The 24,926-nt window shown below is 64.2% G+C and carries 15 protein-coding genes; 3 read left to right on the top strand and 12 right to left on the bottom strand.

Annotation, left to right across the window (positions count from 1 at the left end; genetic code table 11):
- Window positions 1-8: 8 nt before the first annotated feature.
- The 12 genes from QRM57_RS07960 to QRM57_RS07905 all read right to left on the bottom strand — a co-directional run bounded on the left by QRM57_RS07960 (window position 9) and on the right by QRM57_RS07905 (window position 21,084).
- Window positions 9-1,718 carry a serine/threonine-protein kinase gene (locus QRM57_RS07960; RefSeq protein ID WP_284986186.1) on the bottom strand — a complete coding sequence of 570 codons (1,710 nt, stop codon included), beginning with the start codon at window positions 1,716-1,718 and terminating at the stop codon, window positions 9-11.
- Window positions 1,715-3,448, bottom strand: a complete 1,734-nt coding sequence (locus QRM57_RS07955) for an FHA domain-containing protein (RefSeq protein ID WP_284986185.1) — start codon at window positions 3,446-3,448, stop codon at window positions 1,715-1,717. Before QRM57_RS07955 ends, QRM57_RS07960 begins: the two co-directional genes overlap by 4 nt.
- Entirely contained in the window at window positions 3,435-4,337 is a 903-nt protein-coding gene (locus QRM57_RS07950; protein ID WP_284986184.1) for a PP2C family protein-serine/threonine phosphatase, read from the bottom strand. Before QRM57_RS07950 ends, QRM57_RS07955 begins: the two co-directional genes overlap by 14 nt.
- Window positions 4,334-5,902 (bottom strand): RDD family protein, encoded by a 1,569-nt coding sequence (locus QRM57_RS07945; RefSeq protein WP_257368547.1) that lies wholly within the window; start codon window positions 5,900-5,902, stop codon window positions 4,334-4,336. Before QRM57_RS07945 ends, QRM57_RS07950 begins: the two co-directional genes overlap by 4 nt.
- Entirely contained in the window at window positions 5,892-8,378 is a 2,487-nt protein-coding gene (locus tag QRM57_RS07940; RefSeq protein WP_257368549.1) for a transglutaminase-like domain-containing protein, read from the bottom strand. Before QRM57_RS07940 ends, QRM57_RS07945 begins: the two co-directional genes overlap by 11 nt.
- Entirely contained in the window at window positions 8,375-9,778 is a 1,404-nt protein-coding gene (locus tag QRM57_RS07935; protein ID WP_284986183.1) for a DUF58 domain-containing protein, read from the bottom strand. Before QRM57_RS07935 ends, QRM57_RS07940 begins: the two co-directional genes overlap by 4 nt.
- Before the next feature lie 70 nt (window positions 9,779-9,848).
- Complete coding sequence (locus tag QRM57_RS07930) at window positions 9,849-10,820, bottom strand: AAA family ATPase (RefSeq protein WP_257368553.1); 972 nt, start codon at window positions 10,818-10,820, stop codon at window positions 9,849-9,851.
- A 67-nt stretch (window positions 10,821-10,887) separates the two neighbouring features.
- On the bottom strand, window positions 10,888-17,073 hold the full coding sequence (locus tag QRM57_RS07925) for a fibronectin type III domain-containing protein (RefSeq protein WP_502868629.1): 6,186 nt from the start codon (window positions 17,071-17,073) through the stop codon (window positions 10,888-10,890).
- Between the two features lie 393 nt (window positions 17,074-17,466).
- Window positions 17,467-18,639 (bottom strand): adenylate/guanylate cyclase domain-containing protein, encoded by a 1,173-nt coding sequence (locus QRM57_RS07920; protein ID WP_235519495.1) that lies wholly within the window; start codon window positions 18,637-18,639, stop codon window positions 17,467-17,469.
- On the bottom strand, window positions 18,629-19,222 hold the full coding sequence (locus QRM57_RS07915; protein ID WP_257368556.1) for a PH domain-containing protein: 594 nt from the start codon (window positions 19,220-19,222) through the stop codon (window positions 18,629-18,631). The genes QRM57_RS07920 and QRM57_RS07915 overlap by 11 nt, the downstream gene beginning before the upstream one ends.
- Entirely contained in the window at window positions 19,215-20,138 is a 924-nt protein-coding gene (locus QRM57_RS07910) for a biotin--[acetyl-CoA-carboxylase] ligase (RefSeq protein ID WP_284986181.1), read from the bottom strand. Before QRM57_RS07910 ends, QRM57_RS07915 begins: the two co-directional genes overlap by 8 nt.
- 67 nt (window positions 20,139-20,205) lie before the next feature.
- Complete coding sequence (locus tag QRM57_RS07905) at window positions 20,206-21,084, bottom strand: SDR family oxidoreductase (RefSeq protein ID WP_235519487.1); 879 nt, start codon at window positions 21,082-21,084, stop codon at window positions 20,206-20,208.
- 211 nt (window positions 21,085-21,295) lie between these two features.
- On the opposite strand from QRM57_RS07905, the gene QRM57_RS07900 reads away from it, so the two are divergent.
- From QRM57_RS07900 to QRM57_RS07890, 3 genes are all read left to right on the top strand, one after another.
- Window positions 21,296-22,879, top strand: coding sequence for an acyl-CoA carboxylase subunit beta (locus QRM57_RS07900; protein WP_257368560.1), 1,584 nt, complete (start codon window positions 21,296-21,298; stop codon window positions 22,877-22,879).
- Window positions 22,876-23,121: an acyl-CoA carboxylase subunit epsilon gene (locus QRM57_RS07895; protein WP_257368562.1), complete on the top strand. Its 246-nt coding sequence runs from the start codon at window positions 22,876-22,878 to the stop codon at window positions 23,119-23,121. Before QRM57_RS07900 ends, QRM57_RS07895 begins: the two co-directional genes overlap by 4 nt.
- Before the next feature lie 66 nt (window positions 23,122-23,187).
- Window positions 23,188-24,870 carry a DUF885 domain-containing protein gene (locus tag QRM57_RS07890; RefSeq protein WP_284986180.1) on the top strand — a complete coding sequence of 561 codons (1,683 nt, stop codon included), beginning with the start codon at window positions 23,188-23,190 and terminating at the stop codon, window positions 24,868-24,870.
- Window positions 24,871-24,926: the final 56 nt, after the last annotated feature.

The raw sequence follows: 24,926 nt of genomic DNA, 5'->3' as shown, positions 1-24,926 counted from the left end.
TAAGCCGTCTACTTGTCCAGGCAAGCGATGGAATCGGGTCCTCCGGGCGACGCTGATCCGTCAGCCCTGACCAGGATGACCTGGATACACACCGGTGGTGCTGTGTTACCCGACACCACTGCGTTGGTGGCGAGCGTCGACTCGTAGGGACCATCGGACTTGGCCGACTTGGTCCTCCATTTGAACGTGTCCCCGGGCTTCATCTCGACGTAATCCCACCGGAAAATAATGAGTGGAGGTCCCATGCCGCCGGACTGCTGTTCTGCGTGCAAACCGGTCACTTCAGGAACGCCGCCATCACCCAGCGCGTCCACGGGTGGCTTGCTGCTGCTCTCGGTGGGAGCTGCCTTGGGTTGGGCATTTGCCCCCAGGACCACGCCCACCACAATGGCTACCACCAGGACAGCTGCCCCGGTTGCCGCCAACCACAGGTTTCGTTTGCCGTGGTCGGCCGGCTGCGGCTCAACCGGCGAGGCACCCGATGGCGCGCCGGAGCGGCTGACCGTGGCGTCGACGTCGTCGTTTTTGCCGGAAGGCTGCCAGCCGCGCAGGACCGTGGACTCGGCGGTGTCCGGCTCCGCGGGCGCGCGGTTGGCCGTGTGGTCCGGCATCCGGAATTGCGGCGGTGCCTGGAACTGGGCAGGCGTCTGCACCGTTTGTGGCGGGTTCTTGGGCTGCACAGGCTGCGGACTTGTACCTGGAACCGTGGACGGGAACGTGCGTGCCGGGAACGTCGGGGCGGACCCGGTCGTGGCGGTTCCGGAAGCGTCGGGGTCGATGGAGGCGATGCTCCGGACGCGGGTTTCCTCGACGTCGTCGTCCGGGTGCTCGTCGCCATGGCCCGGTTCTTCGAGCACTTCGAAGGGCGTGACGGAGAGGTTGAGCTCGGTCTGGATCCGCTGCAGCGCCAGGGCGAAAGCATGCGCTGAGGAGTAGCGGGATTCGGGCGACTTCGCCATGGCCGTAGCCAAAACCAGCTCGAGGGATTCGGGGACATCGGCCCGGCCCAAGCGCGGAAGTGCCGAGTTGGTGATCCTCGAAATCAGTTCACGCTGTGAGTTGTCCTGCCCCGGAAGAACGAAGGGCGAACGGCCGGCCAGCAGCGTGTACAGGGTGGCACCCAAAGCCCAGATGTCCACGGGGACACCTTCTACTGGCCCTCCCCGGAACTGCTCCGGCGGCGACCACGGAATGGACATGCCGGCGTCGTCCTCGGTGTCGGCGCCGATGGTGCCGGAAATGCCAAAGTCCGTCAGCGCAGGCCTGTTGTAGTCCGTGACCAGGATGTTGGCGGGCTTGATGTCGCGGTGCACGATTCCGGCGCGGTGCGCGGTCTCGACGGCGGACGCCACCTGGATCCCGATGGCGAGGACCTCGTCCACGCTGAAGCGCTGACGACGGTAGCGGACGTCCAGGCTTGGCCTGGAGCAGTATTCCATGGCGAGGTAGGAGTGACCGTTTTCGGTGATCTCCGCCTCGAAGATCGTCACGATGTACGGGTGTGACGACAACTGCGCCATCAGGTTCGCCTCAGACTCGAAGCGGCGGCGCGCCCCTTCGGTCTTCAGGTCCGACAACAGCACCTTCACAGCCACTTTTCGTCTCGGCCTGTCCTGCTCGTACAAGTAAACATCCGAGAAGCCACCGGAACCCAGCAGGCTGATGTATTTGAAACCCGGGATGGGTGGAGGCGGCGCGGGGGGCCTCTTGGAACTCAAAGAATCTCCTCGAAACGCAATGAAATATCGTCACCCAGTTCGGCGATGTCGCCGTCCAGCAGGATAGCCATCTCGTTCTGGGCGAGCCGGCGTGGCGCTTGCCCTTCCCTGATGAGCACGGTGCCATTAGTGGCCTTCAAGTCACACAACATGACATGCCAGCCCTCCAGCCGCACCTCGACATGCGAGCGCGAAATATCCCCGCCAGGGCTCTCCACCTGAACCAAACGCGGCATGGTGCCACCCTGAACACGGGAAACCGAAGGCTGCCGGCCAATAATCAGCGACTGGTCAAGGTCGATCAGCTCACCTGTGGAAAGCCGCATGCGGCCAAGCCTGGGGCGCGGGACGTGGACGGCGTCCCCGGACAGTGCCATACCGCACACGGAGCATTGCGGGTAGGTTGGCGGATTGGCATGTCCTGCTGGGCAGACACGCGCCAGGACACTCGGCCCATTGACGGGTGCCGTTCCTGCAGCTGCTCCGGGCTGCTGGGCGGCTGCGTCGTTACCGACGGGAAGACTGCTCTTCATGATGGTTTCGCCGTCGTGGTCCGGGTCCGCTTCTCCGGGCGTCGCCGACGGCGGGGGCGGTGGCAAGGCAGGCGACCAACCCGTTGGCATTTGGGGTGCGGGTTCGGCCACTTGCTCCGCGGCCTGAACCGCCGGCGCAGCAGACTGGCTGCCGACCGCAGTTGACGTGCCGGAGCTGCTTCGGAGCCACGGAACCGAATCGATGAGGCCCGTGGCCGGTACAGCCTGGACCTGCCCGACGGCGGACTCGGCCGGAGCGGGCCCGCTCGCTGCCGCTCTGGTTTCCGCGGCCGGTGGTTCTTGCGGGGTTGGCGCAGCCGGAGGGGCTGGTGCTTCGTGTGGGTGCTCGGCTTCATCGTCGATGCGGACGGCGGCGTCCTCGATGTTCCGCATCACCGTCTTATCCCAGAGGTGGTCGTAGTTGGTGGTGTTCTCCAGCGACGGGACCAAGGGATCGGTGGTGCTGGGGTGGCCGGGACGTTCGGCTGCTTCTTCTGGCTCCGGTTCGGGTTCGGGCTTGGGCTCCGCTTCGGGCTCCGCTTCGGGCTCCGGATCGGGCTCCGGATCGGGTTCCGGATCGGGCTCCGGGAAGCCGATCATGGTTTCGTCGGACACCGGTTCGGAGACAGGGGTCCCGGTCGCTGCGGTTTCAGGAACGGCTATGGCTACGGCTTCAGCGTCAGCCTCGGCCACAGCGCGGCCTGCCCCGGTACCCAACTGGACGTCAAGGGATGCCAGCAGCACCACGCCTTCGGCCAAGGGAAAGCTGTTCAGGGCAGCCCCGCTCAACGAAGACTGGTCCAATGGCCCGGTGCTGCTGTCGATGCGGAGACTGTAACCCCGGGCATCCGCGATCCGACGTTCGGTCCAGGTGGTCACGTCCCGCCCGGTGATCCGTTCCTGGCCGTCCTCCAAGTGCACCAGCAATTCGAGCTCCCCGCGGAGGAAAACACGCAGGGCATCCGTGGCGGCGATGATCCCGAACGGAGGGATGCGGCTGAGCGAGACCCCGAAGGCCTCCGTCACTTCGTGCAGCACCTCATGGGCCTCGGGCGCAGATGCCAGCAGCTCCCACACTGTATCGATGAGTGCGTGTGGCGTGTCAGGGCCCAGGAGAACAACTGTCCCCCCACGGACCACGCCGAACCACTCACCGTGCTGGTATCGGGCCGGCGAGCGGTGGTTACTGCTTGCCATCGGCGCCTTCCTGCTGGTCAGTTCCATTCACCCAAGCCCTGGGAAGGGTGTCTTCCTCCACCTCGGACGCGACCTCAGGCCTCGGCGCGGTAGTTGCGATGCCGGCGTCGTTCAACACGTTCTTGGCGTCAACCACAATCACGGTGACGTTGTCCCGGCCCCCGCTCCGCAGAGCCGCCTGGATCAGCGCGTCCACCGCGTCCTGCGGGTGGGCCACTGTGCTGAGGATGCGGAACATGTGCTCATCGCCGAGTTCGCCGTTGAGGCCGTCAGAGCAGACCATGATCCGGTCGCCTTCCTGGATTGGAAGCAACCAGAAGTCGGCCTCGGTTTCATCTCCCGTACCCAAGGCGCGCGTGACCACATGGCGCCGAGGATGGACTGCCGCCTGTTCGGCAGTGATGTCACCGGAGTCCACCAGTTCCTGCACTTCGGAGTGGTCCACGCTGATCTGGGCGAACTCGCCCTGGCTCAGGCGGTAGGTCCTGGAGTCTCCGATGTTCATCACCAGCCAGTAGGGCAGGCCCATCTGTTCCACCACCACGACGCCGGACAGGGTTGTCCCTGCCCGGGCTCCGGTGGCAGCCCGGATGGCTGCGTCGGCGTTCAGCAGGCAGGCCTGCAGCTCCGCCGCAGAGGCGGTGCGGACGCCCGACGCGAGTTCGGGTGAGCTCCCCAACGTCCGCACGCACATGCCGCTGGCTATTTCGCCGGCCTCGTGGCCGCCCATGCCGTCAGCCACGGCAAAAACGGGGTCGGCCGCGATGAACGAATCCTCGTTCAGCTCGCGCCGGAGACCACGATCGGTCCCGTACCCGTAACTCAGGCGGAAGGTGGACGGTGCTGATGCCTGGCCGGCGTCAGCGGGCGTGGACGGCTGTGGATTCATGCTTGTCCTAGGTGGAAGGAGCGGTCGCCAAAGTGGACTGTCGAACCGGGACGGACCAGTATGGCGTCGCCGGGGTGGAGCCTGGTCTGAATGCCGTCAGGCGTGGTGACTGCACTCCCGTTGGTGGAATTCCGGTCGGTGACCCACACGCCGTCGCCATCAACCCGGAGGTGCAGATGGGTTTTGGAGATGGACCTGCCGGGGTCCGACACCGGCAGCAATTGCTCCACGGTTTCCCCTGGCTGGGGTGCAGGGTTCCGCCCAAGCAGGACCGAGCCGCCGAGCTGAACATCCTGGCCGTCGTCGACCGTAATCCTCAGTACCGCCTGGGCCCGGCGGGCCCCGGGCCGCATTTGGGTCCGTTCGACGTCGTCATCCGGGTGGGCAGCAAAACCGTGCTGCTTGGCAGGTTCAGGCCGCGGTGCGGCATGGGCCTCTTGGGGGACGACGGCGGTGGCTTCCGGGTTCACGGTCGGTTGCAGTCCCGCTACGGTTACGGGGCGCGGGGCTGTGGGTGGCCGCCATTGATTGGGGTCGTGCGATGGCTGCACGGACGGCGCCGGGCTTGGGCCGGGCGCGGCCTGCGACGGTGAAACCTGCGTCGGGGCACCCTGCGCACGTTGGGTGGGCCTGCCGCCCGGGACCGGCGAGGTCACAGGCTGCACCGGCGGGAGGTTCATCGGCGCGAAACTGTAGGGACCCTGGATGCCGCCGGTGGTCACGGGATTGCGCCCTGCACCAACATCGAAGGCCAATGTCTTCGCGGCCTTGTCGTGCCAGCCACGCAGCTTGCCGTCCTTGTCCCATGCGTTGGAGACGACGACCAGGATGGCCCACACCGCGCCCAGCACCACCAGCGGCAATCCAATCCACAGGACCGGACCAATGAGGCCAAGGGCAGAGAGGATCACCGAGGCGAGTGCGCCGAGGAACAGGACACACCCGGTCACGATGCCCCTAACAAAGACCGCACCTGCGCCGGGTGCGTAGCCGTCGGAGTCCGTGCTCCGGATACCCATCAGCTTGTTCCCAATGGTGTTCCCGGTTCTGGCTTCCAATCCCAGGAGCACAAACGCGTAAACCACTGTCACTCCCAGGCCTATGCTGCCCAGGAGGACCAACAGCCCGGTGTCATAGACAATGAAGCCGTTCCTACGGGTCTGGGTGATGCCGGCAATGCCAATGGCGAAGGTGGTGGCCAGGACGGCGATGGGACCAAGCCAGTCCAGAACCGCCGCACCGAGCCGCTTCCCGGTGGATGCAGGCACCAACTCCAGCTTGCTGGTCATTGTTGCCCCTCCCCCTGGTCCCGGTCCTGCGTCCGGCGTCGTTGTTGTTCCCGCCTGCGCATGGTGCACCGGCGATGACACTACCGAGATACTACCGGGATCGGTGGGGCCTTGCCGGGCGGAAGACTCCAGAGCAGCCATTTGGGCGTGGTTGATGTTGCCCTCCTTGCGTGCTCCACGATTGCTCAGGGGAGATCCGCACTGCGTACAGAATGTGGCCCCCGGACGGACCGGGTGACGGCAAGCCGGACAAAGTTCTGGCTGGCTACTGTTCATCAGTGGAGTCCTTCATGCGCTTCAAACGAAACCGCCGGCGGCCGGCAGTGGTTGATGACTGTTCGCGACGGCGGAGCGCTGCCCTTCCGTCCGACAACAGCGACCGCGGTGAGAACCTCGCCTGCTGCCGTTTCCAGAAGCCAACGCTCCCCGTGATATCGGTCAGGGACGAATCCACGATCTTCCAGTACTCCTTCACCTCTTCCTCGCTGGGCTGTCCGGCCCCGAAAACGGCCGCATCGGCCCGGTGGGCGAGCATGGTGGTGGTGCTCCCTGTGGACGGGAACGCATCCGCGATGACCGTGGCGGACTCGCGGCGGGTGGACTTGGTATCGATGGAAGCACCCAGGTCAGTTGCGAGGCTCAGTACTTCGTTCCAGCCACCGCCCACACGCTGGGCCGGATGGCCATCACGGAAGCGTGCCTTACGGCGTCGTGATTTCAGCAGGAGGATCAGCAACAGCGGAATGGCCAGGATCCCCAGTGGAATCAGCGCAACCCCGATGGCAGCGAGCAACGGACCCCAGAAGAGCCAGGGGTTGTTCTTCTTCTCGTCCGCGTCCAACGCGTCAGGAGTGGAGTCCGGCGGCAGATCCGCAGGTTCCTGGGGCGGGGGTGGCGGCTGCAGCACCTGCGGCTTGGGCTTTGACTTGTTCTCCGGGTCCGGCGGGATCGGCACGTTGTCCTTGGGCGGCGTGGGATCGAACGACACCCACCCTACCCGGTCGAAGGCCACCTCCACCCAGGCGTGTACGTCCTTGCCCGTGATCTTGATATCGCCTGCACCGTTCTCGGGGCTCTTGGGATCAGGATAGAAACCCATGACGACGCGGGACGGAATCCCCAGGTGGCGAAGCATGAGCGACATGGAAACGGCATACTGCTCGTCGTCGCCCAGCATCTGCTTGGCCGAAAGCATGTTCCTGATGCGCGCAGCACTGTGGCCGGGAAGGCTGGGAAGCTGGCCGTCGGCTACCAACCCGTTGCTGAATGCCCCGCTCTTTTGGAAATGGGCCTCGATCTGGCGGACACGATCAATGGCGGTGGGCGCGTCGGCAGAAATTTCGTTGGCCTGCGACGCCACGATCGGCGGAACGTCCTGGGCATCAGGCAGGGTCATCTTCGCAAAGTCGTACTGCGTCAGCTGGCCGTGCTCCAAGGTGCCCGGATCGGAGACCTGGACCGTATAGGTGTCGCCCTTGGCCATGCCATTGGTGGTCACGGCGGTGTCTGTTCCGGAGTTGAAATAGAGACCGGAGGCGGCGCCCGAAGCATCAGCGAAACTCATGCCGGTGGTGTGGCGGCCACCCGGGACGAAGTATCCCTGATAGTCCTCAATGCTGATGTCCAGGGTGTAGTTGGTGGCCTTGACCGGGCTGCCGGCGTCAGCCAATGTGTTCAACGACTTGGCATCTCCCACTTTGCTGAAGTTTCCGGAGCTGTTCGGGTCCATGGTGTAGTTCGTGCCGTTGAAGGCGTCCAGTGCCGCGAGCCGGACCCGGGCATCCTTGGGCAGGCCCTTCACCGTAAAGAGGGTGTGGTCCTTCTCGTCCTTGACGAAATTCCGGAAGCTCGCCAGCGGCGTGATGTAGTCCCGGGGGTCGAAGGGGGGCACGATCGTGTTGCGGAGGACCTTCCGGTCGTCGCTGGCGGTCACCAGGGGTGATGCGAGCGCGGTGACGCCAACCGCAACGGCGATCACGGCTGCAGCAGTCCCCAGGCGGCGGAGCTGTCCGCGGCGGGCCGCACCGGCGTCGGAATTGGGCCTGTTGGCCGAAACGGTCCTGGTGCTGCTCTGGCGCAGGACGTCGCGGCGGAACGTCGCCCAAACGATTGACACGATGGTCAGCGAGACGCCGCGCTCCACGTTGAGGAACCCGGCGTTGGTGCTGAACGCGATACCGGTAACGAACAGTACAAGCACTGGAAGCAGCGGCCAGTAAGGGCTTTTCAGCCGCCATGTCAGGAGTCCCGCGGCCAGGGCCGTGAGCAGCGAGCTCAGGAACGGCACGATCAGCGTGCCGTTCGCGGTCCCCACGGGAACCCCGACGGTCAACATGTCTTTCCAGGCGAAGACAACGCCCAGGAGCAAGGTCCTCAGCGACTCCAGGCTTGGCAGGACGCCGAATGCCGCAGAGTCCGGGACCGCCAGCGCCGGGCCGAGCAGCAGGTAGGCGCCAAGGGCCAAAGCGGTAGTGATGAGCATCCCCAGGCGCAAGTGCGCGTTCAGTACCGCAATACCCAGTCCCAGGAGCACACCTCCCAGGCCTGCGATGAAATAACGGGGGTCTCCCCCGAAGCTGAGGCTGAAGCCAAGAACGCCGAGCAGCAGCAACACTGTCAAAGAGGCGAAGTCGACGGCGAAATGCCACAGGGGGCGGCCTGCACCGAATGGCGATCCCCCGCCGGTATTCCTGGTCCGGCCCGCAGACCTGGCCGCACGGGGCCGGACGCGAACGTTGGGCGCGGAGCTCATGCTGCCGCCTTTCGAAGAACAATGGCGAGATCGTCCAGGTCGCCAACGGTGAGGACGGTCAGGTCCGCGATGTTGGCCCTGGACGCCGCGGCCCCGGGTTGAACCCGCACGGCCAGGCTTCGCACGCCCGGCGGAACGGAGGCTGCCGAGGTACGGAGCTGGGTCGCTGTGACGTGGCTGCCGACGACGAAGAACACCACGGAGGCGTTCGGGACAGCGTCTGCAAGATTCCGGGCGAGGTCGACGGCGGTCTTTCGCATGGGTGCCCCGACAATCCGGGTGGTGTCGTCCAACAGGTTGCGGCCAGTTTCACAGCGAAGCGGCCCCTTTTGGGTCAGGACGTCCAGGTCACGCTGTTCGCGGATGGCTTGGCGGCCGATGGACGCCGCAACCGAAATTGCCATTTCGAACTCCGCCTCGGAGTCGTATTCGTCGGTGTTGATCGACAACGCAATGGCGAGGTGCGCGCGGCGCGTCTCCTCGAACTGGCGGACCATGAGCTTGTTGGTGCGCGCGGTGGTCTTCCAATGGATATGGCGACGATCATCACCGGGGACGTAATCGCGCAGGGCATGGAAGGAGACGTCGGCGCTTGAGAGCTCGGTGGTCGGCATGCCCTCGAGGTCGCGGATGAATCCAGCGGCGGAACTGCCCAAAGACACCGTCCGCGGGTGCACGAACAAATCCACGGGCTCGGTCCACAGCACCCTGCGACGCAGGAGGTGCAGGGGGTCGGCCCGAACCGAACGGACAGGCCCCACCACTATCACTGCCCGGCGGGCTGTGGGGATGGTGAAGAGGTCCTCATGGACCTGGGCGGGTTTCATGCGCGGCAAGTGGAAGATCGCGGTGTTGGCGCCCACGGGCAATTCAAGCGCCGCAGGCAGGAGGGGCCGGGTGGAAACGTTGGATACGGCGATGCTGCCCACCGCGTCGTCTCCAACAGCTACACGGGTGCGGGCAAGGTCCAGGACCACACCGTATGCGGAGCGGCCAACAATGAACGCAATCGCGAGGACAAACAGGAGGAAAGCGACCAACGCCGCGGACTTGGCCTCCTGCCACCCCCACGCCGCTCCGGCCCACCACAGGCCAATGGCAGCAGCCAGGACAACCCAGCCCAGGAGGCTGACCACGGCAAGAACGGGCCAGGCATACGTCAACCAGGCTTTCCGGACTGCACGCCAGGCCGGGAGCAGGACCTCACCGGCCGTTCCAGCCGCTTCAGCCCAGAGCGACGCCGGGTGGAGCTTGCTTGCCTTGCTGGTTCGGCCACCCCGGTCGGGGCGGTTGCCCGAGGGATCGGCCGAACCGCGGAGGCCGCGGACGGCGCCGCCAAGCGACGAGGCAGCGCGCTTGAGCGAATCAGCAGCCCTGTTCAGGGGTGTGCTGGAGGACATGTGGGGACCTTTGTTCGTGCCGGAGTTGTTCGTGCCGGACTGCAGGTCCGGGGTCGGTTTGGAGTACCGGCTACGCCGTGGCGCGCTGCTGTGGTGCAGCGACATCGGCGAGGACGCGGTTGAGCACCACTTCCGGTGTGGCACCGGAGAACTCGGCTTCCGGATCCATCACCAATCGGTGCGTCCACACCACCGGCGCCAGTTCCTTGATGTCATCCGGCAACACGAAGTTCCGGCCTTGCCCGGCTGCCCACACTTTGGCAGCCCGAACCATGGCCAGTGCGCCACGGACGGACACACCGAGGCGGGTCTCGGAGGCGTTGCGGGTCTCCTCACACAGGCGGGAAATGTACTCAAGCACGGCCGTGTCCACGTGGGTTGTGGCTGCGAGGTCCGCCATATCAGCCACAGCCTGGGTGGTGATAAGCGGGGTGAGCTCCTTTGAACGGTCCTTCAGGTTGGCCCCACCCAGCAACCGAACCGTGGACGCGTGGTCCGGGTAGCCGATGGAGGTCTTGATCAGGAAGCGGTCAAGCTGGGCCTCGGGCAGCCGGTAGGTGCCTGCCTGCTCGATCGGGTTCTGGGTTGCCAGGACCATGAACGGGCGGCCGGCGTCGTAGGTGGTGCCGTCCACGGTCACCCGGGACTCCTCCATGACTTCGAGCAACGCGGACTGCGTCTTCGGCGAGGCACGGTTAATCTCATCAGCCAGGACGATGTTGTTGAACACCGGACCCTTGTGGAACTCGAACTTCTGGGTCTTCTGGTCATAGATGGTCACACCAGTCACGTCCGACGGCAGGAGGTCCGGGGTGAACTGAATGCGGTTGTGCGAACCCTGGACCGTCGCGGCAAGTGCCCGGGCCAGCGACGTTTTACCGGTGCCTGGAGCGTCCTCGAACAGGACGTGCCCTTCGGCCAGCATCGCCGTGAAGGTCAGCCGGATGACGTGTTCCTTGCCCAGTACGGCCTGGCCCACGTTGGCAACGAGCTTCTCGAACGTCTCTGCAAACCACGCGGCTTGCTCGTTTGTCATGGTCATCGGTTGATCCTGTTCGTTGTGAAGGGGGTGTTGGGGTGACGGTGTTGCCCAGCGTCGTAGGCCGGGTTCAGCACGGCGGAGGGACGGGGCCATAAAGGTCCACCGTGATGGGCTTGACGAACCAGCCATCCTTCGGTGATCCCTTGAGCTTGTACCAAGCCGTGCCGTTGCGGTAGATGTCCTGCCTGCAGGTGACATCAATCCGGCCCCACGAGCGTTCCACCCAGCCAACTCCACACGTGGGACCGCTCGGGTTGTACGTGTCAGCCTGACCCGGCTTGCCGGGGCACGTGCTGTTGTGCGCCTGGATCTGGGATGGTGTTGGAGGCGGAGGCGGAGGGGTCGGATCGACACCGGACGTGGATGCGACGTTTCCACTGCCTGGTCCTGCGACTACCGTGACGGCGCGGACCTTCAGCTGCCGGGTCTTGTCCCAACCGCCACCGGGCGCGTCATAGCTGTTTGCCTTGCCCACTCCAGTCCAGCCGCCGTTGTCGAGGCTGACCTCGTAGTGGTCCAGTGGCCGGCCGTTCATGTTCGGGTTGTTCCACGTCCAGTGGACCTGGCCGTCGCCCTTGGCGGATTTGCCGCCGCTGACGTTCGGTGCATTGGGCGGGCCGTACGGGTTACCCGAGCCGATGTTCTTGCCGTCGCCGGCCATACCGTTCTTGACCGACGTCGCGATGATGTTGACCGCAACATTGGTGCCGTTGGGTTGCCCCCCGATGTCACCGCCACCGCGCCCGATGGGACCGGAGCCGTTGGCCGTCTGCCAGCGGTAGGTGATTTCGTTGTCTTGGGAACCGTTCCGTTCGGCGGCGGTAAGCGGCGTGAACGCCACCCGAAGCTGACCACTGGTTCCTGTCGCCGTGACCGAGCCGCTTCCAACGGTTCCCGGCTTGCCTGCGGCTCGGATGCCGGCCGACTGCTGGCTAACCCCACTGACACCCGCCTTGTTCGTGGCCGAAACAGTGAAGGTGTAGTCAGCCTCGGCATTGGCTACGGTGACGTTCTGCGACGTCGCGGCCACAGACTGGGTGCCGACGACGGCTCCACCACGGTAAGTGGTCAACGTATAGGCAGAGATGGCGTCACCGTTGTTGTTGGGTGCCTTCCAGCTGACCTGCAACTGGCTCTGAGTTCCTACGGACCCGGCACCGGAAACGGTCGGCGCCGCAGGTGTGGCCGGAATGCCCGCAGGAGTTTCCGCGGCGGAATAGGGGCTCCACTCCGAAGGCTCCTTGGCATCATTCCGGGCAAGCACCCGCACCTTGTACGCCACGCCGTTGGTCAGGCCCGACCATACATGGCTGGAGCCGGTGAGGTTTTGGATCTGCGGGTTCTGACCGGCCGGAGCCGGTGAGATTTCCAGATCGTAGGACTTCACGGGTGAGCCCTTGCTGGCCGGCGGAACCCACGCCACGGAGAGCTGCTTGTCGCCGAACTTCAGGGTGGGCGCAACAGGTGTGTCCGGTTTGACGTCGGGACGGACCTCGGCCGATACCGGTGAACGTTCGGACTCTTTGATGGCATTGGTGGCTGTCACGGCAAAGTGGTACTTCACGTTGTTGGTCAGGCCCGTCAGGGTGCAGGTGTTGGCCGGGCAGTCCTGCTTGAATCCGCCCTCGCCGTACACGGTGTACTTGGTAATGGGCGATCCCCGGTCGGCGGGGGCATTCCAAGTCAGCAGGGCCGTTTGATCCCCGACGCTTTGGGCCAGCGGAGTGGTGGGGGCCTCGGGTTTGTCCTTAACCGTGAGGCGCACACGTGCCGTGGCGTAGCGGGACAACTCACCCGTCTTGTCTGAAACGGTGTAGGCAACAACCATGGTGCCGGTGAATCCACCACCGGGCGTCACCGTGACGCTGTCTCCCGCAGGCTCAGCCGAACCTTGGCCGGTCTCCACCACGGCCGAAACGATCTTCAGGGCCGTGTCCGGGAACGGATTCGAATCGTTCGCGAGGACGTTGACGGTCACCGGTTTCCCGGACTGCGCATCCGGTTCCACGTCATCATTGGCTACCGGTTTGGGCCTGTTGGACGCGCTCAACGACAACTTGTAGGTAGCCAGCGCTTCCAGCCCGCGGGGATCCTTTGCCTTGACCTGGACAGCGCCGCCCTGTCCGATCTGCACCGAATCATCAGCGGAGACCTTCAACGACTTGCCGTCGACATTGACCCTGAAGCCATTCGGGGCCGCGCCCACCAGCTCATATTTCATGTTTTGGACGTCGTCAGCATCCGGGTCGGAGGTGAGCTTGCCGAGGTCCAGGCTGGCAGAGTCACCCTTGGGTACCTCAAGTTCACTGCCGAGCAGCACGGGCGGGTTGTTCTTGTTCGGATCCGGCAGCACCTTGGTGCGGATGCTCAGCGTCGATTTCAGGCCGTTGGGGTCGTCGGGACCAGTACCATCGGTGACTTCGAAGCTGATCGAACCGGGACCAACGTACTCCGCGCCGGCGGTGTATTTGATGGACGTTCCGTTGTTCGCCACGGGGTCGCTGCCATCGGCACCAATGAGCTTGATGCGGTCCACCTGCGTCAGGCGCGGCGAGCGTCCTTCACGGACCTTCACCCACTCGGCGAGATCAACGGTCGCGGACTGGCCCGAGATCAACTCCACTACGTCATCCTTGGCGAGCGTGGGAACCTGCTGGCCGATGCCCGGAACCCAGATGATGGCGGTGGACTTTTGGCCGTCCACATCTTCCACGGTGTAGGGCACCAGTTGCGGCTGCTCGGTGAGGTCCACCACCACGTTGCCGTCGGATCCTGGCCGGGCCGTTTCCAGGCCGGTAGAGATCTTCAGGTTCTCGCCTACGCCGTCGGGGTCCTCGTCGTTCTTCAGGACCGGTACGTCCACGGCCGTCTTTCCGAGGGTCTGCGCAGACGTTACACGATCATCCCGTGCGATCGGTGCCTGCAGCGGGATGTCGTTCTTGACGATCACACGGATGGTGGCGTTACCCACGGCATCTCGATCATCAGCCACCGAGTAGCGCACGTTGATGGTGCCCTCGACGGCCGGGGCTGTCACCAGGACACGGCCACTGGTCTTGCTGACTTGGGCATCCACGCCCTGTTCAGCTTCGATGCTGTCCGTCAGGATACGGATGATGTCGCCATCGGGGTCGGTGTCATTGGCGGTGGCGTCCACGGCGATCTGCCGGCCTGGACGGACCTTGACCTCGTCATCCACCGGTGCCGGTTTCTGGTTGTTTTCCCCACGGGGTGCGACGCCTACCGTCACCGTTCCGGTGTTGACTGCGCCTTGCCGGTCGATCACTTTGTATCGGAACGTATCGGTGCCGGCGCCGTCACCGGCGGCAACGAAGTCGATAAAGCTGCTGCCCGCCGTCGCCGTTCCCATAGTGGGCGTGCTGTCGATACCGGTGAGCTGGACTGAATCGCCGTCGGGGTCTATGCCGTCCAATGGCACCGGAATCCGGACACTGCCACCAGCCACCACCCGGGCCGTCAGGTTTTGCGGCTGTGGGCGCGAGTTCTGTGTGTCCTCCAACGGCAGGATGTGGATGGTGACGGCGGCGGCGCTCTTTTGCCCTTGCGGGTCCACCGCGTTGTAGATTGCCCGCACCGTCTTAGGGGTCGGTCCTGCGATGAAACGGAGGGTCTTCTCGGAAATGAACGCCTTGCCGTCTTCCTCCGGTATCCCCTGGGCCAGCACCGGGTCCACGGACAGCTCTTCACCCTGCGGGTGGGTGTCGTTGTCCAGGACAGGAATGGTCACGACGTCGTTGACGCGGACGTTGACTTCGTCAGGTTTCGGCTGCGGAGCTTCGACGACGGCGGGAGCCGGCACCGGGACGACGCCCACCGTACCTGTGGCTGAGGCGCGACCGTTGGACATGGTGTAGCTGAAAACGAAGGGTTCCTTCGCGCCCAGGACGTCCGTGACACGCAGGACGCTGTGGTCAATGACGCTCACAGAAGCGGACGAGCCATCCGGGACGGTCACAGACTGCAGGACCAGCACGCCTCCGGAAGGATCCGAGTCGTTGGCCAAGGGGTCCACCAGAACGCTTCCTCCGACGGGTAGCAGCGCGACGTCGTGGACGGCCACCGGGGCGCCGGCGTCCTTGCCGGACTCCACGTCCACACGGATCAGGCCTTGGCTGCTCTGGGGGCCATTGCTGGCAATGTACGTCAAGTAGACCGGGCCCGGGGTGTTGCTCCGGAAGGTGAACGTCCCGCCGTCGGTCACCGGGCCGAGCTCCGCTTGACCGGCAGCCTCGACATGCGCCACCCGCAGGGCACCACCGTTGGGATCAACGTCGTTCTTCAACGGTGCGATCACCAGGTCCTGGCCCACCACCGCAGTGACGTGGTCCGCGTTGACCACCGGGGCGAGGGCACCTGGGGGCTGCACGTTGACCACCACGCGGCCGGTGGTGGTGGCACGCCCGTCCCACACGGTGATGGATACGTTTTTCTTACCCGGAGCGGCCCCGGAATCCTGGTAGGTGAGGAGGCCGTCGCGGCGCACCTTTACCTGGTCCTGGTCGTTATCCGACTTTGCGTCCAGGAGGACCAGGTCGTCCCCGTCCGGGTCCATCCAGTCAGTCAGGATGTTCTGGCTCACCGATTTGCCTTGTTCCACCAGCATGGTGGTGGGCTCGCCGCGTTTGAAGAAGGGCGGCTTGTTCTCGTCCGGCCCCACCACATGAAGTGTCACTTGGCCGCCGGCTGACAGGCCCCTGCCATCGGAGGCGTTGTAGTCGAAGACTTCCGTTCCCGGTTTCGCTTCGGCCGGGACCTTGATTTGGAAGGCCGAGCCACCGTAGATGTTCTCCAGCGCGCCCGCCTTCGGGCCGTTGGCCCCCACAGCAGCGGTAAGGACATCGCCGTCGGGATCTGAATCGTTGTCCAGAACGCTCAGGATGGATGTCCGGCCCGGGCGGACACCGAACTCATCAGGTTTGGTCTCCGGTGGGCGGTTCGGCTTGGTGCGGTCCGGGAGGACGTTGATGGTGTTGTTGTCCGCCGACTCCTGGTCCTGGTCATCAGACTGGTTCTTGGGAGGGACAACGTCGTCCCAGTTGTTGACGAGCTGCATGTTCTGGTTGACCAGCCACACGCTGCCCGAATTCACATCGTTGAGGACCACGAGATCGCGGTTGACGCGGAACACGTAGCTCGGCGAGGCACTTGCCTTGGGAACATTGTTTTTCTTGTCATCGGCGTCGTTATCGCAATCGCGTACGTACTTGTTGGCTCCCGCCCAAGCTGCGTGAACGCACTTACTGACCTGAACCGGCGCTGCCGGAACGCCCTCGCCGTCGGCGCTGACGGTAGCAGCAGTCCCTCCGTCCAGCGGTTGCTTCAAAAGGGCCTTGCGCGTAGCGATGGCCACGTAACTGCTGCCTTCGCTGCTCTGCTGCAGCTTCGCCTCGCGGGCGTCCTGCAGTTGGAGCTTGCGGCCGCCCGGGAGGAAGAGATTCCCCGAATTGGCGTCCAGGAGCACTGGCTTGTCCCCCACCACAGCGATCTGCAGGTCGCCCGCTCCCTTGAGCCCGTCCACGCTGGTGACCTCGGAGTTGGCGCGCACCCCATCGGCGTCAACCGTAGTCACGGTGACCTCACCCTTGCCGGGATCGGCGGTGTAGATGCGGTTGTCAGCCCCGACGGCCGACACGAGGCCCTGGTTTCCCGTCAACACGGGCTCGGTGCCCTCTTCGTCGAAGCCGTTGACGGTGGACGGCGACAAAGCCCACACCTTGCCGCGGGCAGGGTCTGTCACGGAAAGGACGGTTGAACCGTAGCTGACTTGCGAGGACGACGGCAGTTGCTTGTCGCCGCCGAGCTTGAGGTTGGCGGCCGACACCTGGTTGATCGTGGAACCGGATTCGTCGTCCACAAAGACGTTTCCGTCGTGCTGCAGGACATCGAACGTCGTGGTGGCCGGAGTGACGGCACCGTCGAGGACGCGGGACGGATAGTTCAGCCGACCCACGGCATTCTTGGTCTTGCTCACCACCCAGACGCCGCCGTCGTTCAAGTCCACCTCAGTGGTTTTGAACCCCGGATACAACACAGCGCCGGCCACCAGGACTGCGCCCGCAGCAGTGCCCGCAATGCCCGAAATAAGCTTCCTGTTTTGACGCTTTTTCAGCCCCAGCTTGGCGAAGAAAGTTGTCACAGCCCCAAAATTCCCTTTGTGTACAGCCGCCCACACGCAGCGACTTCCAGGCCAACCGGCATGTGCCGGCAGCCGTGCATTCCGCAGTACCCCCATACGGCGGCGGAATTTTCAGTCCCTAAGACTATCCCACGCACCCCACGGCCAACGGAGGAGACCCGAGACCCGGCTATCCATTGGCTTTGACAGCCTACGGCCTCGGCATGCCGTTGCGCGATGGGGACAACTGCCCGGTCTTCCGCCATCATCACGGTCAGCAGAATCAACGCACAGCCTACCGGGTTAATCCATCGAATAGCCAAGCTGTGACTTGAAACGCACCGTCCGAACCGCTAGCTGCCCCACCCTCTCGCACATCCCACCCCCTTACACCGGAACGCTCTCCCACTTTCTTCAAGGAAGTGAGAGAGCGTCCGGCGGAATACGGCGGGATGTGAGAGAGCGTCCGGGGTGGGTGGTCGGAGGGCCGCGGGGGCTTACCGTCGGGCCCTAGTCCAGGACCAGGCCCTTACCCCGGCCACGGGCCAGCATGACGGGATGGATCTCGCCGAAGCCACGGACATTCTCGGACTTCTGGGGAACCAGGACAAAGCGGTCGTCCTGCCCCAGTGCCGCAGCCGTCATGGCATCCACCAAAACCGTTCCGGGCTGGGCCAGGGTGGTGAGCCGTGCAGCAAGGTTAACCGTAGGCCCGTAGATGTCGCCGAGCCGGGAAAGGATGCGGCCCCACACCATGGACACACGGCATTGGGGCAGGATCTCGTCTTCCGTGAAGGCCTGGGCGAGCGCCAGCGAAATTTCGGCTCCGGCCGCAGGCGTTTCGGCAATGTAGAGGACTTCGTCACCGACAGTCTTAACCAAGCGGCCACCGCCGACGGAGATGATTTCCGCACACTTGTTCTCAAAGCGCTGTACCAGTTGCGCCAGCGTCTTCTCATTCATCCGGCGCGAAAGGCTGGTGTAAGAGACCAAGTCCGCGAACCCAACGGCCCGGGCCAGGGGCAACGGCGAATCGTCCTCATCGCCCTCGCGGCCTTCTTCGCTGGCCTGCAAGCCGGCTTCGGCGCGAACGGCCAGCCGCTGAACGCCGGCGTTGAGTTGGCGGCGGTAGGAGTAGACAAGGATCTCTTCGAGCGAGTCAACAAGGGCAGGCAGCTGGGCCACCAATTTCTTGCGGGCGACGGCGTCGGGAATGCCCTGTTCGGACACCATGTCCTCCACCAGGGCTTCGATTTGCCAGACCACCATACGGTCGGTCATTTGCCCGATGGACCGGGTCACGGAAATCGCGGCCTCTTCAGTCAGGAGGCCCGCACGCACCAGGTCAAGGATGCGGGACAGCGCCGCCTGGTCCCGCTCGGTGAAGGCAACGTCCTCATCGCCAAAGTTCGGGAAGCCCAGGGCTCGCCATATCTTCCGGGCGGAAAGGATGGACACGCCGGCACCGGCGGCAACTTCACGACGGCGGAGCTTGCGTTCCCCACCCAGGAGCTTGGACTCAAGTGCCTTAATGGCGAGGCGCTCCGCGGACATCACGCCAGTGGGCGGACCGGTGGTCACCGGGGCGGGCCGCGCCTCGGTGTCCTCGTCCGCGGAAGGCTCGGGTACGGCGTCGAACTCCTGGTCCAGGTCCTCGCCGGACTGCTGATCCTCAACGCTCATCTCTTCCACCTTCTCTCAGCTCCCACGGCAACTCGTCAAAATCCCTCAGCACTTCACCCTCAAAAACCTCACCCTTCGGGAGCTCATCCATCGCGTCAAGAATGAAGCCCCTGAATCTCCCAACCAGGGGGACGTCGTTCAGCACGGCCACTCCGGAGTGCCCGGTATCCAAGGATATATTCCCGGAGTGCAGTGCCCGCTGGATCACCGTCTGATGAACCCCCACGTGACGTACCGCCATGAGGGAAACCTGCCAGTCATTGCGTCGAAACATGCCGTACTTGGCAAGTATCCTGCGGCTCGTCAGGATGTATCGGACAGAACGCCAGTGGAGCACACGTTTGAAGCAGTAGGCAAGCAGCACCCACGCAGCAAGAACCACCGCAGCGCCCATGAGCCATGGCGTCCATTCCGCGGTAATGAAGGGGGCCAGACGCTGTGCATTGCCTTTGACCACCCAGGCACAGGCGTAAGCGGCGACAGCCGGAACGACAATGAACACCAGCACGGGAAGAAACAAGGTTCGGCCCTGCTGCCGTGTCACGGCGATGACCTGTTCCCCCGGTAGCAACTCCTTACGCATAACCGCTTTCTGTGGCGCGCAAATGCACCACATCCCCGGCTGTAATAACGTGCTCCCTGCCGCCATGGTCCACAACCAGCAGCGAACCATGCTCATCAAGGCGGGACGCATGCCCCACCAGTTCATTGTCACCAGGCAAGTGGGCCCGGACCTCGCGACCCAATGTCACCATGGCGGATTCAACGCGCTTATGCAGGGACTGTCCCCCGGCCAGGCCGGCAGCCGGGTCACCTTCGGCGTTGCAGAAACTGCGGTACAACCGCGCAAACCGCGATAGGTAGCTCTTCAGCAGCGCGGTGCGGTCCGTCGTCGTGGCCCCTTCCAGGGCGAGTGACGTGGCCGTGGGCACCGGAAGTTCGTCTTCGGCCAGGGACACGTTGAGTCCGACTCCCAGGATCACCGCGGGGACCGACCCGTCCCCCAAGGGCGTCATCTGGGCCAGTATCCCTGCGATCTTGCGTCCGTTTACCAGGACATCATTGGGCCATTTGATCTCCGCGGTCACACCGGCCGTTTCCTGCAGTGCCTCCCGCAGCGCGACGGCAGCCAGAAGAGAAATCCACGAATAGCTTTGCGTGGGGACGGGCATGCCGTCAGCCGTGACGGGGCGCAGCACCATGGACACAGACACGGCGGAGCGTTCCGGCGATTCCCAATGACGGTCCAGCCGTCCGCGTGCGGCAGTCTGGTGCTCCGCAGTCAGCACGGCGAGGTCGGCCCACTTCTTCGGCTCGACAGTGACGGCCCGCACCAGGTCCTGGTTGGTGGATCCTGTGGACTCGACGATGTTCAGTTGGGAGATGCCCGTTGCCGACAGGAAGTCCGGCTCAAGGAGCGCCTGGCGGTCCAGCCCGGGCCGGTCTGTGTGGGCAGAGGGGACGTGCGGCTCGCTGCTCTCTGGCTGTTCGGCATCCATAGCTGAATCCTATCCAGTTGCGGCGGCCTGGGATGGTGTCTGGCTCCAAAAGCGTCTGGGAATCCGCCTAGAGAAAAATGTCCGGCACCAGGCGGTCTTCGGGGGCGCCGAGGCTGTACGGCGTGAAGTCCGACACGCCGGCGGCGCGGAGCACCTGTTCGTCGGTGAAGAAATTACCTGTGGTGCCCTGGCCGGTCAGCACAGCGTGCGCGGCGTCGGCCATGATCTCCGGGCCACGTGCTGCTTGGACGATCTGCTGGCCGCCGGGCATGTTCCGGATCGCGGCCGTGTCGATCAGGGTGCACGGCCAGAGCGAGTTGACCGAAACGCCGTCGTCCTTCAGCTCTTCGGCGAGACCGAGGGTGGTGAGGCTCATCCCGTACTTGGCCATTGTGTAGGCCAAGTGCATCCCTGCCCACTTGGGGTCCAGGTTGAGGGGCGGCGACAATGTGAGGATGTGGCCGTGCCCTGACTCACGCAGGGCCGGTAACGCCAGCTTGGAGAGCAGGAAAGTGCCACGGACGTTGATGTCCTGCATGAGGTCATAGCGTTTCATGTCCACGGCGTCGGTTCGGGACAGGTCGATCGCCGAGGCGTTGTTAACGACGACGTCGATCCCTCCGAAACGCTCGACGGCGGCGGCGACCGCTGCAGCGACATCGTCATCGTTGCGGACGTCCCCGACCAGCGGCAGCGCCTGGCCGCCCGCTGCGACCAACTGGTCAGCAGCGGTAAAGACCGTCCCCTCAAGTTTGGGATGCGGGTCGCCGGTCTTTGCCATCAGCACAATGTTGGCGCCATCGCGGGCTGCACGAGTGGCAATGGCCAGTCCGATGCCGCGGCTTCCACCGGACATCAGGATGGTCCTGCCCTTGAGCGATCCGGTGGCCACGTAGGGAGTTTCTGCCTTCGGGAGTGCGCGGGAAGCGTCGTTGCTTGAAGTCATGGGGACACTCTAACCCAAGTATGTTACTGACGGGTAACATAGCGTTGCCTTTGGCTTGGACGCGGAAAATTGTAGGGTTTCTACAGCGGTTCGCGGCAAAGGCGTCACTAGACTGGCCTGCGGGGCCTGTTCTTTGTACGGAAGCTACTTAAGCTTTGCGCCAACACCGAACTGCGCCAGCGAAAATCAGCTACAGAGCCGGAGACACTTGATGAGCCACGATCTGACAACGACAGCGGGAAAGATTGCCGACTTCCGCGACCGCCAGGCACGTGCCGAGCAACCCTCCGGCCCGGAAGCGATTGAGAAGCAGCACGCACGCGGTAAGAACACTGCCCGCGAACGCATCGACCTCCTGCTTGACCCTGAATCGTTCGTCGAGTTCGACGCCCTTGCAGTCCACCGCTCCACCGCGTTCGGCATGGAAAAGAAGAAGCCCCTTGGCGACGGCGTCGTTTCCGGCTACGGCACCGTGGACGGACGCCTCGTCGCCATCTACAGCCAGGACTTCAGTGTCTACGGCGGCTCGCTGAGCCAGGTCAATGGCGAGAAGATCGTCAAGGTCCAGGAATTTGCCCTCCGCAACGGCTGCCCGGTTGTGGGCATCAACGACGGCGGCGGGGCGCGTATCCAGGAAGGCGTCGCCTCGCTGGCCATGTTCGCGGACATCTTCCGCAACAACGTCCACGCTTCCGGCGTGGTCCCCCAGATTTCCCTCATCATGGGCCCGTGCGCCGGCGGCGCCGCGTACTCCCCCGCGCTGACCGACTATGTGGTCATGGTGGACAAGACATCCCACATGTTCATCACCGGACCCGACGTCATCAAGACCGTCACCGGTGAGGATGTGGATATGGAAACCCTGGGCGGCGCGCGGCAGCACAACGCCACCACCGGCACCTCCACTTATCTCGCTTCCGACGAAGCAGACGCCATTGAGTTTGTCCGCGAACTCCTTGACTTCCTGCCGTCCAACAACCTATCCGAGGCCCCCGTTGTGGAGCACGACCAGGAACTGGAAGTCGACGACGACGACCTCGCCTTGGATGGGTTGATCCCCGACTCCGCCAACCAGCCTTATGACATGCGCAAGGTCATCGAGCAGATCGTGGATGACGCCCACTTCCTTGAGATGCAGTCCCTCTACGCCCCCAACGTGATGATCGGTTACGGCCGCGTTGAGGGACACACTGTGGGCATCGTGGCCAACCAGCCCATGCAGTTCGCGGGAACCCTGGACATCTCCGCCTCGGAAAAGGCTGCCCGCTTTGTCCGCCACTGCGATGCCTTCAACATCCCCATCATCACCCTGGTGGACGTCCCCGGCTTCCTGCCCGGCAAGGACCAGGAATTCCAGGGCATCATCCGCCGTGGCGCCAAGCTCCTCTATGCCTACGCCGAGGCAACCGTTCCCAAGCTCACCGTCATCACGCGCAAGGCTTACGGTGGCGCCTACATCGTGATGGGCTCCAAGAAGCTCGGAGCAGACCTGAATCTCGCCTGGCCCACCGCCCAGATCGGCGTCATGGGAGCCCAGGGTGCGGTGAACATCCTGTACCGCCGCGATCTCGCTGCGGTGGCCGAAGCCGGCGGTGATGTCGAGGCCAAGCGGGCCGAGATCATCCAGGGCTACGAGGAAGAACTCCTCAACCCCTACCAGGCCGCTGAACTGGGTTACGTTGATGCCGTGATCGCTCCCTCGGATACCCGTGTGCAGATCATTCGCGGCCTGCGCGCCCTTCGCGACAAGCGTGCCAGCCTGCCCACCAAGAAGCACGGAAACATCCCGCTGTGAGCACGCCGAAGCACCGCGCCGATACGGCGCCCGATCAAGAACCGGCCACCCCGCTGTTCTCGGTGGTCAAGGGCGAACCGACGGCCGAAGAGCTCGCGGCGATTGCCGCCGTCGTGGTTTCCCTTGGGACACCGCAGGAAGCGGCCCCAACCAAGCCGAACGTCCGTCACTGGGTCCGTCGCCAACAACTGCGCCTGGATCCCAGCCCAGGTCCGGGTGCATGGAAGCGCAGCCGCGGCTAATTTTCCCGCTCGTAGAAAAGTTCAGCAACCCTTTCACGTAAGCGGCGTCGCGGATAGGCTCTGTGGGTGACTACTGCAAACACCCCCGTACGCCCGAAGTCCGCCATCGATGCCGTCGCTGACGCGTACACAGAAAAGCTGATCGAACTCAATCCCAGCTTCGCCACCACGCTTGGACTGCCGGGACACGAAACCGAATACCAGGACTATTCGCCCGCCGGTGCCGAGGCTCATGCGGAGGCCACACGGTTGGCATTGGACGCTCTGGCCGGCCTTGAGCCTTCGGATGACGTGGACGCCGTCACCCTGGATGCCATGCGCGAGCGGCTCGGACTGGAGCTGGAGATCCACGAGTCGGGTTGGGACGCCGCCGACCTCAACAACATCGCCTCACCGGCCCAGGACATTCGTGCGATCTTCGACCTCATGCCCACGGACACGGTGGAACAGTGGGAGCATATCGCCGGCCGTGCAGCTAATGTTCCCGGGGCGATTGAGGGGTACATCGCTTCCCTCCGGACCGCTGCCGCGTCGGGCAAAGTAGCTTCTGCCCGTCAGGTTCGGATTGTCATCGAGCAGACCGGCAGGTACGCGGCAGAGGACGGATTCTTCGCCAAGATGGCTTCATCGGCCGCCCTTAATGGCCAGCCGCTGCCCGCCGATGTTCAGGACAGGCTCGACGCCGGGACTGCAGCCGCGCGTTCTGCGTACAGCGCCCTGGGCGATTTTCTGCGGGACGAGCTCCTCCCCCTTGCACCGGAGAAGGACGCGGTCGGGCGCGAACGCTACGCGCTGGCCTCGCGTTCATTCGTTGGCGCACAAATCGATCTGGAAGAGACGTACGCCTGGGGCGTTCAGGAGCTCGAGAGGCTTATCGGCGAGCAGGAAAAGGTCGCGGCGCAGATCAAGCCCGGCGCATCCATTGAAGAAGCCAAGGCCATCCTCAACAACGACCCCGCGCGCCAGATCAAGGGCACCGACGCACTCAAAGCGTGGATGCAGGAACTTTCCGACCGTGCCGTGTCTGAGCTGGCCGATGTCCATTTCGACATCCCGGATGTCATGAAAACCCTCGAGTGCATGATCGCCCCTACCGACGAGGGTGGCATCTACTACACCGGCCCCTCCGACGACTTCTCCCGACCTGGGCGCATGTGGTGGTCAGTTCCAGCAGGCGAAGACACCTTCACCACGTGGTCCGAAACCACCACGGTCTTCCACGAAGGCGTCCCCGGCCACCACCTCCAGGTCGCCACGGCAACTTACCGCCGTGAGCTCCTGAACAACTGGCGCCGCAATGTCTGCTGGGTCTCCGGCCACGGCGAAGGCTGGGCGCTCTACGCGGAGCAGCTCATGCTGGAGCTCGGATACCTCAAAGACCCGGGTGACCACATGGGCATGCTGGACGGACAACGCATGCGGGCAGCCCGCGTGGTGTTCGACATCGGCGTCCACCTTGAACTGCCTGTCCCTGAACGCTGGGGCACTGGAACCTGGACCCCTGAAAAGGGCTTCGACTTCCTCAAGGCCAACCTCGATATCAGCGAAGGCCAACTCCAATTCGAATTCACCCGCTACCTCGGCTGGCCGGGACAGGCGCCGTCCTACAAGGTGGGGCAGCGCCTGTGGGAACAGATCCGTGCCGAGCTTGAGGGGCGCGACGGCTTTGACCTGAAGTCCTTCCACAGCAAGGCACTGAACATCGGCTCTGTTGGTTTGGACGTGCTGCGGCGGGCGTTGCTGGGCTGATTCGTTTGAGTGGCTCCGGCCAAAGGCCGGGCTTCCTCAGTGTGCTGCTCCTTCGT

The organism is Arthrobacter sp. fls2-241-R2A-172, assembly GCF_030208885.1.
Classification (GTDB): Bacteria; Actinomycetota; Actinomycetes; order Actinomycetales; family Micrococcaceae; genus Arthrobacter.
Note: the sequence above shows the minus strand (reverse complement) of the source record. Positions and strands in the feature narration are given on the sequence as shown.